Source organism: Blautia sp. HCP28S3_G10 (assembly GCF_052065235.1).
In the GTDB taxonomy this organism is placed as follows: Bacteria; Bacillota; Clostridia; order Lachnospirales; family Lachnospiraceae; genus Blautia_A.
The window spans coordinates 81053-98567 of sequence record NZ_JBQHUL010000004.1 but is presented as its reverse complement, the minus strand read 5'-3'; the positions used below and the strand labels follow the sequence as shown (position 1 = coordinate 98567).

At 43.2% G+C, this 17515-nt stretch carries 11 protein-coding genes; 10 read left to right on the top strand and 1 reads right to left on the bottom strand.

The window, feature by feature from the left end:
• Positions 1–11: 11 nt before the first annotated feature.
• The 8 genes from rffA to ACTNB8_RS03445 are packed head-to-tail and all read left to right on the top strand — an operon-like array spanning position 12 to position 13093.
• Positions 12–1139 carry a dTDP-4-amino-4,6-dideoxygalactose transaminase gene (rffA, locus tag ACTNB8_RS03480; RefSeq protein WP_441052339.1) on the top strand — a complete coding sequence of 376 codons (1128 nt, stop codon included), beginning with the start codon at positions 12–14 and terminating at the stop codon, positions 1137–1139.
• Between the two features lie 57 nt (positions 1140–1196).
• Complete coding sequence (locus ACTNB8_RS03475) at positions 1197–2507, top strand: D-alanyl-D-alanine carboxypeptidase family protein (protein WP_441052338.1); 1311 nt, start codon at positions 1197–1199, stop codon at positions 2505–2507.
• A gap of 20 nt (positions 2508–2527) precedes the next feature.
• Positions 2528–3334 carry an ABC transporter permease gene (locus tag ACTNB8_RS03470; RefSeq protein ID WP_441052336.1) on the top strand — a complete coding sequence of 269 codons (807 nt, stop codon included), beginning with the start codon at positions 2528–2530 and terminating at the stop codon, positions 3332–3334.
• A gap of 12 nt (positions 3335–3346) precedes the next feature.
• Entirely contained in the window at positions 3347–4603 is a 1257-nt protein-coding gene (locus tag ACTNB8_RS03465) for an ABC transporter ATP-binding protein (protein ID WP_441052334.1), read from the top strand.
• Positions 4600–6783 carry a class I SAM-dependent methyltransferase gene (locus tag ACTNB8_RS03460; protein WP_441052332.1) on the top strand — a complete coding sequence of 728 codons (2184 nt, stop codon included), beginning with the start codon at positions 4600–4602 and terminating at the stop codon, positions 6781–6783. The genes ACTNB8_RS03465 and ACTNB8_RS03460 overlap by 4 nt, the downstream gene beginning before the upstream one ends.
• A gap of 9 nt (positions 6784–6792) precedes the next feature.
• Positions 6793–9219, top strand: coding sequence for a glycosyltransferase family 2 protein (locus tag ACTNB8_RS03455; RefSeq protein WP_441052330.1), 2427 nt, complete (start codon positions 6793–6795; stop codon positions 9217–9219).
• A gap of 10 nt (positions 9220–9229) precedes the next feature.
• Entirely contained in the window at positions 9230–11674 is a 2445-nt protein-coding gene (locus ACTNB8_RS03450) for a glycosyltransferase family 2 protein (protein WP_441052328.1), read from the top strand.
• A gap of 12 nt (positions 11675–11686) precedes the next feature.
• Positions 11687–13093 (top strand): ArnT family glycosyltransferase, encoded by a 1407-nt coding sequence (locus ACTNB8_RS03445; protein WP_441052326.1) that lies wholly within the window; start codon positions 11687–11689, stop codon positions 13091–13093.
• 86 nt (positions 13094–13179) lie between these two features.
• Here ACTNB8_RS03445 and ACTNB8_RS03440 read toward each other — a convergent pair whose 3' ends face one another.
• Entirely contained in the window at positions 13180–14418 is a 1239-nt protein-coding gene (locus ACTNB8_RS03440) for a D-alanyl-D-alanine carboxypeptidase family protein (RefSeq protein WP_441052324.1), read from the bottom strand.
• Positions 14419–14619: 201 nt separating this feature from the next.
• Here ACTNB8_RS03440 and ACTNB8_RS03435 point away from each other — a divergent pair, with 201 nt between their 5' ends.
• Together ACTNB8_RS03435 and ACTNB8_RS03430 are read left to right on the top strand one after the other, a co-directional pair.
• Entirely contained in the window at positions 14620–16485 is a 1866-nt protein-coding gene (locus ACTNB8_RS03435; RefSeq protein WP_441052322.1) for a glycosyltransferase family 2 protein, read from the top strand.
• A gap of 9 nt (positions 16486–16494) precedes the next feature.
• Entirely contained in the window at positions 16495–17448 is a 954-nt protein-coding gene (locus ACTNB8_RS03430) for a glycosyltransferase family 2 protein (RefSeq protein ID WP_441052320.1), read from the top strand.
• Positions 17449–17515 lie beyond the last annotated feature (67 nt).

Genomic DNA, 17515 nt, shown 5'->3' with positions numbered 1-17515 from the left:
AGAGGAGATAAATGATAGATTTTAACAGACCGGCACTTGTCGGAAATGAATTAAACTACATTCAGGATGCTGTTGCACAGGGGATGCTTTGTGGTGACGGCAAATATACAAAGCTGTGTTCCGGATGGATGAAAGAAAGATTTCACGTAAATCAGGTATTTCTGACAACTTCCTGCACACATGCACTTGAAATGGCTGCTTTTCTCTGCGACATTCAGCCAGGAGATGAAGTGATCATGCCGTCTTATACTTTTGTTTCCACAGCAGATGCCTTTGTGCTCAGAGGGGCAAAGATCGTATTTGTGGATATCCGGCCGGACACGATGAATATCAATGAAGAGTTGATTGAAGCTGCGATTACGGATAAAACAAGGGCAATCGTGCCTGTACATTATGCAGGTGTTGCCTGTGAAATGAATCGTATTATGGAAATTGCACGAAAATATAACCTCAAAGTTGTGGAAGATGCTGCACAGGGTGTGGACGCTTATTATCATGGAACTGCCCTGGGAACAATCGGGGATTTTGGATGTTACAGCTTTCATGAGACCAAGAATTTCACTATGGGTGAGGGTGGAGCCCTTGTATTCCAGAAAAATGAATATCAGGAAAAGGCAGAGATCCTGAGGGAAAAAGGCACAGACAGAAGTAAGTTTTTCCGTGGACAGATTGATAAATACCGCTGGATCGATTACGGATCTTCCTACCTTCCAAGCGAGATGAATGCTGCTTATCTTTATGCGCAGCTGGAAGAATGTGACAAGATCAATCGTAAACGTCATGAAGTTTATGACGGATACCATGAAAGACTGGAAGATCTTGAGAAACAGGGAAAGATCGAGAGGCCATTTGTACCGGAAGGATGTGCACATAATGCACATATGTACTATATAAAGGTAAAAGATATTTCCGTGAGAACAAGACTGATCAAATATCTCCGCGAAAACGGAATCAGTCCGGCATTCCATTATGTGCCGCTTCACAGTTCTCCGGCAGGCCTGAAATTTGGCAGATTCAGCGGAGAGGATGTATATACAACAAAAGAAAGCGAACGTCTTCTGAGACTTCCGATGTTTTATGATCTTTCCGTGTCTGATGTGGATTACATAAGCGAAAAGATCCATGAATTTGAGTTTTGACTGGAATGGATTTGAGAAGCTGCTGTGAACAGCAGTATAAATTTGGAGGTTAAGAGAATGACAAAAAGAATATGTCGGGCTTTTGCATTTCTTGCAGCAGGTATCCTGGCGTCTTCTGTGACAGTACAGGCAGTGACTATCAATAACGGGTCAATGGGAATCGTAGCAACAGACAGTATCCAGAACTGGCCGCAGGCACCGGCGGTGACTTCTGAGACAGCCGTTCTTATGAACGCTTCAACAGGTGCGATTCTGTATGACAAAGGTATGGATGACTATCGTTATCCTGCCAGCACAACAAAACTTATGACAATCCTTGTTTCCATGGAAAACAGTTCTCCGAAGGATCAGGTAACTTTTACGGAGAACGGCATCCGTGACGTGAAGTGGGACAGCAGTAATATAGCAGCTCAGCTTGGAGAAGTCATGTCAATGCGTGACTGCTGGGAGGCAGCATATATAAAATCAGCCAATGAAGTCTGCACCCAGATCGCAGAGACTACAGGAGGTTCTGAGGCAGATTTTGTAAATATGATGAATCAGAGGGCACAGGAGCTTGGATGCACGAATACGCATTTTACAAATGCAAACGGACTTCCGGATCCGGAACATTACTCTACAGCCCATGATATGGCAAAGATCATGCAGCAGGGACTGAAGAGTAAGAGATTCCGCAATCTGATCAGCAAAACAGATTACACCATCAAGGCAACAAATTTAAGTGCTGCAAGACAGATGCATACGCATATGCCGATGATGGCAAAAGAGTCCAGCCTGTACTATGAAAGCTGCATCGGCGGCAAGACAGGATTCACGAACGATGCAAAGCATACACTTGTTGTTGCAGCAGAACGTGACGGACGCACGTACATTGCCGTAACGATGAGGACAGATGATCTGGGAATCAACTGTAAAGACAGTATTTCTCTTTTCGATTATGCTTTTGATAATTTTGAAAGTATTAATGTAAATGGAACATTATTGTCCGTTCCAAAAGGCACTACAGTAAATGATCTGCAGGCAGAAGCACAGAATGTAAACGGTACAGATATGAACAGCTATTCTTATAACGGACAGTTTGTAGGATATGTGCCGGTTGCAGTGGCAACACCGGAACCGACAGAAGCACCGGCAGAAACAGCAGATACAGAAACAGACGCACAGACAGCTGAGGCATCCGGAGAAGAAATTTCTGATCAGGAGACAGCAGGGCAGGAAGCAGAAGAAACAGAGAAGGAGACAGAGAAAACAGGAAACTTTTTCTCTGATCTTTCGCAGACATCAAAGATACTGCTTGGAATTCTGGGCGGCATGATCGTTCTTCTTCTGATCCTTCTGTTCGCACTTCACAGAAAAGAAAACAAATAGTTAAACAGGAGTAAAAAAGATTGAAAAAAGAGGCAAGTCTGCCTGTGGAAATATACCGGAACCGGAAACTGGTATTTTCACTGGCCAAAAATGATTTTAAAACAAAATATGCCGGTTCATATTTCGGAACAGTATGGGCGTTTATCCAGCCGATCGTAACAATCTGCGTATACTGGTTTGTTTTTGGACTGGCTCTTCGCAGCGGCAGTGATAAGGGAGTTCCTTTTGTACTCTGGCTGATCGCAGGTCTGATCCCGTGGTTTTTCATACAGGAGGGACTTACAGGAGGGACCAGTGCACTTCTGGAATACAATTATCTGGTCAAAAAAGTAGTCTTTAATATCAGGATTCTTCCTGTAGTTAAGGTGTTTTCAGCAGTGTTTGTACATTGCTTTTTTGTCGTTATCATACTGGTGATCTATACATTCATGGGATATCCGCCGAGTCTGTATGCATTGCAGCTGATTTATTACAGCTTCTGTATTTTTGCGCTGATTCTGGCAGTTACCTACATGACAAGTGCTGCGGTTGTATTTTTCCGTGACCTCAGCCAGATCATCAATATCATGCTTCAGGTTGGGGTGTGGGTAACACCGATCATGTGGGATTTCAATGATCTGCATCTGAACGCGATGCTCCGGAATCTTCTGAAACTGAACCCTGTGTTTTATATTGTGCAGGGATACAGAGATTCTCTGATCAATAAAGTTGGTATTTGGGAACACCCTGTTCTCACCTTGTATTTCTGGGTATTTACAATCGTTGTATTTATCCTGGGAACAAAACTGTTTAAAAAACTTCAGGTGCATTTTGCAGATGTGCTGTAGAAGGAGACGAAAATGAGTGAATTTGCAATTCAGGTAAAAAATCTGAACAAGATGTATAAACTGTATAACAAACCTTCGGACAGACTGAAAGAAGCTCTTGGCTTCAAAGTACCTGTCAGGGAGCACTATGCCCTGCATGATGTGAGCTTCGATGTCAAAAGAGGCGAGACAGTGGGAATCATCGGCACAAACGGTTCCGGTAAATCCACTATCCTGAAGATCATTACAGGCGTACTGAATCCTACAGGAGGTGAGGTAGTTGTAGATGGAAGGATTTCTGCGCTTCTGGAACTGGGAGCCGGTTTTAACATGGAGTACACAGGTATCGAAAATGTATATCTGAACGGCACCATGATGGGATTTTCCAGAGAGGAGATTGATGCCAGGCTGCAGGATATCCTGGATTTTGCCGATATCGGAGATTTTGTACATCAGCCGGTCAAAGCATATTCCAGTGGTATGTTTGTCCGTCTGGCTTTTGCTGTAGCCATTAATATTGATCCGGAAATACTGATCGTAGATGAGGCCTTATCTGTAGGTGATGTATTTTTTCAGGCAAAATGCTACCGCAAGTTTGAAGAATTTAAGAAAATGGGACGTACGATTCTTTTTGTAAGTCATGACCTCAGCAGTATTTCCAGATACTGTGACAGGGTAATACTTCTGAATAAGGGTGTGAAGCTCCAGGAAGGTTCCCCGAAGCAGATGGTGGATATGTATAAGCAGCTTCTGGTAGGCCAGGATCCGACGAAAGCAGAAGAGAAAAAAGATCCGGACCGTGAAAACTGGAACGAAAAGTTCCAGATCAATCCAAATATGCTTGAGTATGGAAGCAAACTTGCAGAGATCACGGATTTTGCAGTTGTAGATGAAAAAGGCCGTTACACAAATACCATCGAGAAAGGCAGTTCATTCCAGATCAAGATGAGGGTCGTTTTTCATGAAGCCATTCAGGAACCTATTATGGCGTATACATTTAAGGATATTAAGGGAACGGAGATTACAGGAACAAACACCATGTTTGAGAAAATGCATGTAGAGCATTCCGGTGAAGGCGATGTATGTACCGTGACCTTTACGCAGGATATGTATCTTCAGGGAGGAGAATATCTTCTTTCTTTCGGATGCACAGGATACAAAGATGGAGATTTTACTGTTTTTCACAGATTGTATGATGCCTGCAATATCACTGTTGTATCCAATAAAAATACTGTTGGTTTTTATGATATGAATTCAAAAGTGGAGATCCACTGTGGAGAAGAAGAATGATAGAAAAAATTGGGCAGGTTTCTCTGGATGACACGAATTATCCGGGAAAAGATTTATACACAGACGGAGCGATCGAGGATGAGATGCTTGAGATCGCCAGGAATTATACAGAGCAGGAATGGAACCAGGTGATCGCAGAGCGTAAAAGCTGGCCGATCCTGTATCATTTTTCACACATCAGAGAAAATATCCTGAGCTGGATTCCTTTTACGGGAGAAGAAAATGTTCTTGAGGTTGGCTCAGGCTGCGGTGCTGTTACAGGGGCACTCTGCAAAAAAGTGAAGAATGTTACCTGTATTGAACTGTCAAAGAAGCGCAGCGAGATCAATGCCTGGAGACACCGTGATTATGAAAATCTTCAGATACTTATGGGAAATTTCCAGGATATCGAGAAGCGTCTTACAGAAAAATATGATTATATTACACTGATCGGTGTTTTTGAATATGCAGAAGCCTATATACAGAGCAAAACTCCTTATGTGGATTTTCTGAAAATTATTTCAAAACATCTGAAACCAGATGGAAAGATCGTACTTGCGATTGAGAACCGTATGGGACTGAAATACTGGGCAGGGTGTACAGAAGATCATTTCGGCACACTGTTTGAGGGACTGGAAGGTTATCCGACATCCAGCGGAGTTAAGACTTTTACAAAAAAAGAATTCGGAAAGATCCTGAAAGAGGCAGGAGACCTTAAGGCTTCCTGGTATTATCCTTTCCCAGATTACAAGCTTCCGATGACAATTTATTCAGACAGGAGACTTCCTGCGAAGGGTGAACTGAACAGAGTGGAGACTAATTATGACCGCCTGCGCCTGCAGCTCTTTCAGGAGTCGCCAGTGTATGATACACTTCTTGATAATGATCTGTATCCTCAGTTTGCGAACTCTTTCCTTCTTCTGATAGGAAAAGACGAGATCACACCGGAAACGGATTATGTGAAGTTTTCTAACGAAAGAGATGCAGCGTTTGCACTCAGAACAGATATCTGTCACGAAAAGAATCAGAAATATGTCCGGAAGCTTCCGGCAGATGAAAGAGCTGCAGCTCATGTGAATAATATTGAAAATATTTACAGGGAGCTTATGACTCTATATGGAAAAGAAGGGCTGGAACTGAACCACTGCACTTCAGACGGAGATGGTGTCAGGCTGGAATTTATTCAGGGAATGACTCTGGAAGAATATCTGGACAAACTCCTTGAAGAAGGCAGAGTTAAAGAACTTGAAGAAAAATTCTTTGTTTATCTTAAAAAAATAAAAAATATACACAATACAGAAAATTTCCATAAAACACCGGAATTTATTAAAGTATTCGGAGATGTGGAATTGCAGGAGGGACTTCGGTGCAGTGGCATGTCAAACATAGATCTTGTTCCTGCCAATATTCTGATAGGTCAGAGCAGAGAATCTGTGATCGATTATGAATGGACATTTCGCTTTCCTGTACCGGCAGGTTTTATTCTTTACAGAGTGATCCATTATTATCTGGAAAGTGATGGCAAGCGCCGCATGCTGAAAGATCTGGATTTCTATGGAAAAGCAGGAATTACAGAAAAAGAGCAGCAGATATATGCACAGATGGAACGCAATTTCCAGACTTACATGCAGGGAAGCCATATTCCGCTTCTTGCCATGTATGAGGAGGTTTCACCGGGAAAAGTAGATGTGCTGAGTTATTATGAACAGTTGCGTATTGCAGGAGCTGAACGTAAACTTCAGGTATTCTATGACAGAGGCAGTGATTTTCAGGAAAAAGACTCTGCAGTCTATCCAATGGGACGTCAGGGGGTTGAGATGGAAATTTCTGTGCCGGAAGGTGTCAGAAGACTCCGACTGGATCCGGGTGAGGCAGCAGGCGGCCTGATCATCAGAGAATTAAGATTTGAAGATGGAACTGAGCCTGAGTTTATTTCCAACGGATTTCCGCTTGGAGAAGGCAGATATTATTTCGGAGCAGGAGATCCGCAGTTTATTCTCGGAGATATTCAGGGAAACCATGGAAAACTTCAGATCAGTATTGATGTAATGAAAGAAACAGAGGCAAGAGACGAATTCTGGAAAGGATTTTCCAGAGTGTCTTCCGAAAAAGATCAGGAGATTCAGAGACTGAACCGCCAGATCAGTGAAATGGAAAACACAAAAGTCTGGAAGCTGTATCGGAGCATTAAACATAAATAGAGGAAAATTATGGAAGAACTTAGCTTCAGTATAGATGAAGAAAGATATGATGACAGACATGGACATATACTGAGTCTTGTGGGCTGGTATTCTCATCCGGAGAAAAAACAGTGCCAGTTTGAGCTTATCGGAGACGGGTATGACAGAATTGAGCTTCCGCAGGTGGAACTCTGTGAAAGACCGGATGTTGCGCAGGCACTTGGAATTGATTTTGGCAGCATACTGCCCGGATTTACAGTCAGAATTCCGGAGGCTTTGAAACTGGGTGAAAAATATCAGAGTCTTGAACTTTTTCTTAAAGACGGAGAAGAAAGAATCTGTATCTGGGAGATCAGCGCAGATGAACTGGACGAACTGATCAAGGAAAATCTTGTGGAATTTCATCTGGACAGGGTGGAAGTCCTTTATGATACTATGCTTGAGATCCAGGGCTGGGCTGTTGACCAGAGAGGATCTGTCGAGGTGACTGTTCACAAAGAAGACACAGAACTTCTTGACTGCAGGATCCAGAGAGGCAGAAGACCTGATGTGGTGGAACGCCGCGGACTGGATGACATATACAGGAAACAGGAGATTGGTTTCCGTATTTCAGCAGCACTTCCCGAAATACCGGGCAAAAAGATCATTCTTCATTTCTGCGGAGATTCCGTTACCAAAACCTGGGATATTGATATACAGGAACTGAAAAAGCAGAATAAACCAAAAGGTTTTTTTGAGCGTCTGTTCAAAAAAGAACCTCAGAAAGAAGAAGGTTATGAGCAGTGGTTTGACCGCCACAGAGCGGATAAACGCGAGCTGAGGAAACAGAAAAGAACTTCTTTCGAACAGAAACCAAAGATTAGTATTGTTGTACCGCTTTACTGTACACCACTTCCTTATCTCAAAGAACTGGTAGAGTCTGTAAAGGCGCAGAGTTATTCCAACTGGCAGCTCTGCCTGGCAGACGGAAGCCCGGATAACAGGGCAGGGGAATTTTTGCATAAACATTATGGAAAAGAAAGTCGTCTGGTGTATCACCACCTGGAACAAAATGGCGGGATTTCCACGAATACGAATGGCGCTATTGCCCTTGCTGACGGAGAATACCTGATGCTCTGTGACCATGATGATACGTTGGAACCTGATGCACTTTATGAGATTGTAAAAGCCATCAACGAAAACCATGAACCTGATGTACTTTATACAGATGAAGATAAAGTCAGCATGGATGGACAGCATTATTTTGATCCACATTTCAAATCTGATTTTAATCTGTTCCGCCTGAGAGATAATAATTATATCTGTCATATTTTGGTGGTGAAAAAAAGCCTCACAGACAAAGTGGGACTTTTGCGGCCGGAATTTGACGGAGCACAGGATTATGATTTTATTTTCCGCTGCTGTGAACAGGCAGATCAGGTGGTACATATTCCGAAGGTACTGTATCACTGGAGATGTCACATGGATTCTACCGCTGCTGATCCTTCCAGCAAGGATTATGCATATGAAGCTGGTAAGCGAGCAGTAAAAGAGCACTACCAGCGAATGGGTATAGAAACCTCTGTGGAAATGACGGAGCGTCCGGGATGGTACAGGAGTTATGTGAAGATCCAGGATAATCCTCTGGTTACAGTCATTATTCCGAACAAAGACCATACAGAGGATCTGGAACTATGCCTGTTTTCCATGGCAAAGAAGAGTACTTATAAGAATTACGAAGTACTGATCGTGGAAAATAACAGTGAAAAACCGGAAACTTTTGAATACTATAAAAAACTGCCGGAGCGGTATCCGAAGGTAAGGGTACTGACCTGGGAAAAAGAATTCAATTATTCTGCCATTAATAATTTTGCCGCAGCAGAGGCCAGGGGAGAGTATCTTCTGTTTCTGAATAATGATGTGGAAATTCTCACACCGCGCTGGATAGAAGAGATGCTTCAGATCTGCCAGCAGAAAGATGTGGCATGTGTGGGGGCGAAACTTTATTATCCGGACGATACCATTCAGCATGCAGGTGTTGTTCTGGGGCTTGGCGGTATTGCAGGCCATATTATGTGCCGGGCGTCGGGCGATGATCCGGGATATTTCGGAAGAATGATCAGTGTACAGGAGATCAGTGCAGTAACAGCCGCCTGTATGATGGCCAGGGCAGAAGATTTTCATGCAGTCGGAGGTTTTGACGAGACATTCTGTGTGGCATTTAACGATATTGACCTCTGTATGAAGTTCCGTGCTGCCGGCAAAAAAGTTGTTTTTACACCGTATGCAGAACTTTATCATTATGAATCCAAGTCCAGAGGGCTTGAGGACACGCCGGAAAAACAGTTCCGGTTCGATAAAGAAGTGAAACGGTTTGAAGAAAAATGGTCAGAACAGCTGGCCAAGGGAGATCCCTATTACAACCCGAATCTTTCTGTGACAGAAGGGGACTGTTCCCTGAGAGAAGATGAGAAATGAGGTTTATTATATGGCTCGAGAAGTTTTTGAAGTGACAAAAGACAGGTTTCATCTGAATGATTCCTGTTGCTATATTCTCCAGGGAACCTGGCCAAAAGAAGCAAAAATGCGTGCCTGCCTGGACGGTTCTGAAGTTAAGACCGCAATCCAGCGTCTGGAAGTAGTAAGCGCCCTGGAAAGATTCAAAGATCCGGATCTGATGAGGGGAGAGAGGATCACTGCAACAGTGACTCTTCCGGAATCACTGGAAGGTTATCATAAGCTTACTGTTTATGCAGATATGCCGGATAAAACCATCAGCTGGTTTACAGTATCCATAAAAGATCTGGAGAAACGAAGAGGAAAACCGCAGTTCTATATTGAAGAGGAAAAAGTGCAGCAGGGCTTTTTGAGAATCCGTGGCTGGGCTGTGGCAAAAGAGCCTGTACGAATTCAGATCTTTGATGAAAACAAGAATAAGATCCAGGCGGAGATTCTCCGGACAGAGCGAGTGGATGTGGAACAGCTTTATGAGGAGATGGACAATAAGGATAAATCAGGATTTTTTGTGGAACTGACGAATCTTAAGGGAAAAATCTTGTACATGGTCTTTTATGCAGGAAACACAAAATCAGTCCATATCGTTCATCTGCAGAGAGCGGTAGTACTGAGCAAAAAAATAGAAAAATATGCAAAAAAGGGTCTGAAATACTGGAAAAATCAGGGAAGTGCGGCTCTTGTGGATAAAATGGTATCCAAGGTAAAAACAGCCTCAACAAGGGAAATTCCGTATCAGAAGTGGATCGTCCGCCATCTTCCGGGAAGTAAAGAGCTGGAGAGACAGAGAAGAGAAAAATTTGAGTATCAGCCAAAGATTTCCATCGTAGTTCCGTTGTATAAGACTCCGGAGAAATATCTCCGTCAGCTTGTAGATACAGTTAAAGAACAGACATATCCGAACTGGGAACTCTGTCTTTCTGACGGCAGTGGAGAAAACTCACCACTGACTTCTTTCCTTAAGAAGCTGGAAGCAGAAGATGAAAGAATCCGTGTCGTATATAATGAGAAGCAGCTTCAGATTTCCGAAAATACAAATGCAGGGATTGAGATTGCAACAGGTGATTATATTGCTTTTGCAGATCATGATGATGAACTGACACCACATGCCCTTTTTGAGTGTGTAAAGGCGCTGAACAAAAACCGGGACATCCGTCTTCTGTATTCAGATGAAGACAAAATGTCCATGGATGGACACAAGTTCTTTCAGCCGCATTTCAAACCGGACTACAACCCGGATCTTCTGTGTACGGTAAATTATATCTGTCATCTTTTTGTTGTGAAGAGAGAAATCATTGACAAAGTAGGTGTATTCCGCAGCGAGTTTGATGGAGCACAGGATTATGATTTTATTTTCCGTTGTGTGGAAGCAGTGGATCCTTCTGAGATTTATCATATAACGAAGATCCTTTATCACTGGAGATGCCATGAGGATTCCACAGCAGAAAATCCGGAAAGCAAGACCTATGCTTTCGAGGCAGGCAAGCGTGCCATCGAAGAGCATTACCGGAGAACCGGAATTAATGCGGAAGTTCTGCAGGGGGAATTCCTGGGACTCTACAGGACCAGATTTATAAGAGACCATGATCCTCTGATCTCCATTATTATCCCAAACAAGGATCATATTGATGACCTGAAAAGATGCATGGATTCTATTGATCAGAAATCTATTTATAAGAATTATGAGTACATTATTGTTGAAAATAACAGTACAGATGAAAAAACATTCCAGTATTACAAAGAACTGGAAGCGCAGAACCCGAAAGCACATATTGTTTACTGGGACAGGGAATTCAATTATTCTGCAATCAACAATTACGGAGTTTCTTTTGCAAAGGGCGAATATATCCTTCTTCTGAACAATGATACAGAGATCATAAACGAGGACTGCCTGGAACAGCTCCTTGGTTACTGTATGCGAAATGATGTGGGTGCAGTCGGCGCACGTATGTATTATGAAGATGATACGATCCAGCATGCAGGTGTTGTTATCGGTTTCGGTGGTATTGCAGGCCACTGTTTCGTGCTTCAGCCAAGAGGAACAACAGGGTACTGCCACAGAATTATCTGTGCACAGGATTACAGTGCAGTAACAGCTGCATGTATGCTTGTGAAAAAATCTGCATTTGATGAGGTGGGAGGCCTTACAGAGGAACTTGCAGTTGCCTTCAATGATATTGATTTCTGTATGAAACTCCGTCAGGCAGGATATCTGATCGTATATAATCCGTATGCAGAACTTTATCACTACGAATCCAAGTCCAGAGGTCTTGAGGACACACCCGAAAAAGTGGCACGATTTAATAAAGAAATGCAGATTTTTGAGAGAAGATGGCCGGATATCATGCGTGACGGCGATCCATACTATAATCCGAACCTTACGCTGAAGAGTCAGGATTTCTCTCTGAGAAGGATTTAGGAGGAAAGTATATTGAAAAAACAGAAAAAATTTCAGACAGAGACCCTGGTGGAAATTCTGTTCTTTGCCTTTCTTCTGATCTTTTATCTGATGTGGGCAAGAGTTCAGCCTATGGGAGCAGCTCCTGATGAACAGATGCGTTATCAGATTGCTGATTATATTTATCAGAATGGTGCGCTTCCTGTAGGAGATGATCCTGCTGTGCGAAATCCGGTGTGGGGAATTTCCTATGCATTTCAGCCGATTCTGGACTATATGGCGGCAGCAGTGTTTATGAAGCTGGTAAGCTTTATCAGCACAGCACCTTTTGCGCTTCTTATGGCTGCCAGATTTGTAAATGTCCTTCTGGGACTTGGTACAGCATATCTGGTACTGAACATGGGAAAAAGACTGTTTGACAGGAGAAAAGCCTGGGTGTTCACGGCTTTTGTCAGCCTGATGCCCGGATCTCTGTTTGTATTTACTTATGTAAACTGTGATGCACTGGCAGTTTTTTCCACGGCACTGATCGCCTATGCCTGGGTATGTTATCTCAGTGAAGGCTGGACTTACCGTAACTGTATCGTGCTGGCACTTGGCGTAACAGTTTGCGCACTTTCGTATTACAATGCCTACGGATTTATCCTCTGCAGCATTATCTTCTTTGGAGTGACGCTCTGGAGGGAGGCAAAGGAAAAAAACAGCTACGGTGATTTTGTGAAAAAAGGTGTTCTTGTCTGTGTGATCGTTCTTGCACTTGCAGGCTGGTGGTTTGTGAGAAATGCCATTCTATATGATGGAGATTTCCTTGGTATGAACGCATCCTCTGCGTGTGCGGAAAAATATGCAAAAGAGAGTTACAAACCTTCAAACAAGACAACACCTCAGATGGCAGGATATTCATTCCTGGATATGCTGAATATGGGCTATCCGAAATCCGAGGGATTTTCCTGGGTGGAACTGGTAAGCGAAAGCTTTGTGGGCCGGTTTGGCATGATGGACGTATTTATGCCGAAGTGGCTTATCAATAATTACATGGACTTTATTAAAGTGGGATTCCTGCTGATCTTTCTTCATCCTGTGAAGACTTTTGCACTCAGAATCAAGAAACGGTGGAGTGTAAAAGGACTGTTTAACTGGTGTATGCTGATCTGCATGATCATCCCGAATATCCTTAATGCATATTACTCCTATGCATCAGATTATCAGCCACAGGGCCGTTACAGCCTGCCGATGATGGTACCGATGACATATTTCATGGTGATGGGATACGGAAATCTTTTTGATGTACAGATTAAGAAAGAAAGTGTGCGGAAAGGTATTTACGCAGTGATATGTATTGCACTGATACTGCTTGCTCTGTTTGTGTTCTTCGGTGTGATATGGCCGGAATACAGAGACGTTCCATTCAGTATAAGAGCATTTATAAGAGGTTCATGATGAAATAAAGAGAATAGATATAAAACACAAACAGCCCTGATCAGGATTATGATCAGGGCTGTTTGTACGTTGTATATTAAGATATATCAGGATTTTGCAACTTTAATGATACGGAGCAGGATCAGCAGAAGAAGCAGGATTCCCACACCACCGATCACGAAATAAGGAACGTCAGTCCGGTTGGAAGAATAAGTCTGAGCTGCGCTCATGTTTTTCTGGCCATCATCAGTAAGGGTAGTGTCCTGTTCCTGTGTGGCTGCCATGACAGCAGTTCCGACAGGTGTGTCACTGAAGAAATACTGACGGTTATACTGACCGTCCGAAACTTCTCCGTCCTGAGTAGTCAGGCTGTCAGCAGTGGCACCGGCAGGTACATATACATTTCCACCGGAGATCATATTGAAATCATTGTCTCCAAGGGAAAGCATCTGGAAATTGTCAAATCCGTAATTGAGAAGACTGGCAGCTTCTGTGGCTGTTGTGCCGGAAGCACCCTGAAGTACAACTGCGATCAGTGTGACATTGTCTTTCTGTGCCGCACATACAAGGGTACTCTGGGAAGCTTCTGTGTAGCCTTCTTTTCCACCGAGACAGTACTGATAATAGGCTGCGTTGGTGGCATTCATCATGGAAAAGTTATTGGTAAGGACACGGTCACCGCCGGATACGTTAGTTGCCGGGATTGTGTAGGAACCGGTAGCTGCGATCGTACGGAAAGAGTCATTATCGATGGCTGCTTTCATGATCAGCGCCATGTCATGGGCTGTTGTATGCTGGTTTTCATCAGGAAGACCGGTAGGATTGGTGAAAAGCGTATTGGTACAGCCAAGCTCTGCAGCACGACTGTTTATCATCTGTACAAAACCGTCAACAGATCCTCCGATGTGTTCTGCAACCTGAAGAGCAATATCGTTGGCTGAGGCGAGCATGATCGCATACAGACACTGTTCAATGGTAAATACCTCATCAAGCTGTGCGGAAATATTTGCACCGCCGTCTGTGACACCGGATACACCGGTAGCTGTCATGGTCACCTGATCTGTGAGCTGCGTTTTTTCAAGGGCAAGAAGTGTTGTCATGACTTTGACAGCAGCACCCGGATAAAGCACCTGATCGGCATTTTTGGCATATAAAGTGGTGTTGGTGGAATCTTCTATAACTACTGCAGCGGTCGAAGTGATATCCGCTCCCTGGGGCCAGCCGGAAATATTGTTGGTGGTTATTCCCGAAGCAGTTTCTTCAGCAGCCATGACAGGCGTCTGAAACAGCAGGGAAAAAGAAAGTCCCAGAGCAAGGAGACAGCTGGAAAGTTTTTTTATTTTCATTAATTTATGCTCCTGTTTCTGTGTAATATTTGTTATGTTCAATCCTTTTCATAATAGCCTATTTTTGTATATAATTCAATCCATTTCCGCTTATATTTCAAGGTGCTTGCAAAAAATACCCCGAAATGGTAAAATAAAATTAATTATGGGTAAAAATAAAGCTATAGACATAACAGATGAAATCTGAGGCATTGAAAATATATGAGTAAAAAAGATAGTACAGTGGGGCGGATTCAGTGGGGCAGAATGCTAAAAAAACTGAAACCGTACACGATCAAAAAAGGCCTTCGTTATCTGAAACATTATGGACCAAAAGAATTCTGGATCCGTCTTCATGAGCGGTTTGAACCGGAAGAAGTTCCATATGGACCATGGTATGAGGCATATATTCCGGATGAAAAACAGCTGGACCAGCAGAGACATCGCAGGTTTTTATATGAACCACTGATCAGTGTTGCAGTACCTGCGTATCATACGCCTGAGAAATTTTTAAGGGAAATGATCGATTCCCTTCTGGCACAGACGTATAGAAACTGGGAACTCTGTATTGCAAACGGAAGCCCTGAAGACGAAACCATGCTGAAAGTGCTGAAAGAGTATGCGGCAATGGACAAAAGAGTCCGCTTCAGAGATCTTGGTGAGAATCTTGGGATTGCAGGAAATACCAATGCAGCACTTGAGATGGCAGAGGGTGAATTCGTGGGCCTGCTGGATCATGATGATCTTCTGGCTCCGAATGCATTGTATGAGATAGCTCTTGCACTGGAAAAGGACCGTTCACTGGAGGCTGTTTATACGGATGAAGACAAGGTGACGACTGATCTGAGCGAACATTATCAGCCGCATCTGAAGCCGGATTTCAATCTGGATCTTCTTCGTTCCAACAATTACATCTGCCATTTCTTTGTAGTCAGCAGAACGATCATACAGGAAGTGGGCGGATTCCGTCAGGAATTTGACGGTGCACAGGATCATGATTTTATTTTCCGCTGTGTGGAAAAGGCACAGAATGTAGGACACGTTTCGGAGATCGTTTATCACTGGAGAACACATAAGGCGTCTACAGCAGACAATCCGGCAAGTAAAATGTATGCATTTGATGCCGGAAAAAGAGCCATCGAGGCTCACCTTGAACGAATGGGAATACAGGGAGAAGTAAGCCATACACCGGATCTTGGATTTTTCAGGGTAAAATATCCGGTGCAGGGAGAGCCGCTGGTTTCCATTATCATACCAAACAAAGATGAAAAAGAGTCACTCAAAGCATGTATAGAGTCCATACGGGAGAAGACAGAATACACAAATTATGAGATTCTGATCGTTGAGAATAACAGTACTTCGGAAGAGATATTTAAATACTATAAAGAACTTTCCGAAGACCCGCGGATCACAGTCATCACCTGGGAAAGAGAGTTTAACTATTCTGCGATCAATAATTTTGCGGTCAGACATGCAAAAGGTGAATATCTCCTTTTCCTGAACAATGATGTGACCGTGATCACAAAAGGCTGGCTTCGGGAGATGCTTGGTGTGTGTGAACGTAAAGAAGTCGGAGCAGTCGGTGTGAAGCTTCTGTATCCGGACAATACTATCCAGCATGCCGGATGCGTGATCGGAATAGGCGGAATTGCAGGACATATGTTTGTAGATATGCCTGCGAACAGAACAGGCTATCTTCATAAGGCATCGATCATGCAGGATATGAGTGCGGTGACAGCAGCATGTATGATGATGAAACGTCAGGCCTTTGAGGAGGCAGGCGGTTTTACAGAGAAACTTTCCGTAGCTTTTAATGATGTGGATCTCTGCCTGAAAGTACGCAGAAATAATAAACTTATTGTTTATGATCCATATGTGCAGCTTTATCATATGGAATCGAAGACAAGAGGGGCAGAGGACAGTCAGGCAAAAGTCCGCCGTTTTCAGGAGGAAATTGAATATATCCGCTGTCAGTGGATCGATATCCTGAAAAAGGGAGATCCATATTACAACAAAAATCTTTCCCTGACAAAATGGAACTATTCCCTGCGTCCGCTTCCGGGAATGGAAAAAAAGAGCAGTAAATAGGAGGAACAGATGGAAGTATCGGTGGTTATACCGAATTATAACGGAATTGCGTTTCTGGACAGTGTGCTTGGAAGTCTGGAAGGGCAGACTGTAAATAATTTTGAAGTTATTTTTGTGGATAACGGTTCATCAGATGGAAGCTGTTCATTTGTATCCGCCAATTATCCGTGGGTACATATCATAGAGCTTTCCGAAAATTACGGATTCAGCCGGGCAGTCAATGAAGGGATCCGTGCTTCCAAAGCTCCTTATGTCCTGCTTTTGAATAACGATACAGAAGTAAAAGATGATTTTGTGGAGCAGATGCTTGTCTCCATAAAGCGCCATAAAAATGCTTTTTCCTGTGGTGCCAGAATGGTGCAGTATCATGACAGAGACAGGCTGGACGATGCAGGGGATTACTACTGTGCACTTGGCTGGTCTTTTGCAAGAGGCAAGGGGAAGGATATCCGTATCTATGATAAAGAAGAGAAGATTTTTTCTGCATGTGCAGGTGCTGCAATCTACAGCAAAAAAATCCTCGACAGGATAGGGTATTTTGATGAAGAACATTTTGCCTATCTGGAAGATATGGATATAGGCTATCGGGCGAGGATTCACGGATATGAAAACTGGTATGCTCCGAAAGCTGTGGTTTACCACGTAGGAAGCGGTACCAGCGGATCCAGATACAATCAGTTCAAGACCAGATATTCTTCCAGAAATAATATTTATCTGATCTACAAAAATATGCCATTTCTGCAGATCGTCCTGAACCTGCCGTTTCTGCTGGTGGGCTTTGGCACAAAGATCATTTTCTTTTCCATAAAAGGCATGGGAAAGGAATATCTGGCAGGAATCAAAAATGGTTTCTCAATAAGCAAAAAAGACAGAAAAGTTCCGTTTTCTTTTTGTAATCTGCCGAATTATTTCAAAATTCAGCTGGAACTCTGGATAAATTTGGTCAGACGCTTTACATCGTAAATAACAGATTACAGCGGGCTATAGAAATTTAATAAAATAATAGCCAAGATATTATTGATTTTAAAGA

Bases quoted from the DNA above. Each gene is read 5' to 3' on its own strand.
- rffA (WP_441052339.1), top strand. From the start codon at position 12: ATGATAGATTTTAACAGACCGGCACTTGTCGGAAATGAATTAAACTAC.
- ACTNB8_RS03475 (WP_441052338.1), top strand. From the start codon at position 1,197: ATGACAAAAAGAATATGTCGGGCTTTTGCATTTCTTGCAGCAGGTATC.
- ACTNB8_RS03465 (WP_441052334.1), top strand. From the start codon at position 3,347: ATGAGTGAATTTGCAATTCAGGTAAAAAATCTGAACAAGATGTATAAA.
- ACTNB8_RS03460 (WP_441052332.1), top strand. From the start codon at position 4,600: ATGATAGAAAAAATTGGGCAGGTTTCTCTGGATGACACGAATTATCCG.
- ACTNB8_RS03455 (WP_441052330.1), top strand. From the start codon at position 6,793: ATGGAAGAACTTAGCTTCAGTATAGATGAAGAAAGATATGATGACAGA.
- ACTNB8_RS03450 (WP_441052328.1), top strand. From the start codon at position 9,230: ATGGCTCGAGAAGTTTTTGAAGTGACAAAAGACAGGTTTCATCTGAAT.
- ACTNB8_RS03440 (WP_441052324.1), bottom strand. From the start codon at position 14,418: ATGAAAATAAAAAAACTTTCCAGCTGTCTCCTTGCTCTGGGACTTTCT.
- ACTNB8_RS03435 (WP_441052322.1), top strand. From the start codon at position 14,620: ATGAGTAAAAAAGATAGTACAGTGGGGCGGATTCAGTGGGGCAGAATG.
- ACTNB8_RS03430 (WP_441052320.1), top strand. From the start codon at position 16,495: ATGGAAGTATCGGTGGTTATACCGAATTATAACGGAATTGCGTTTCTG.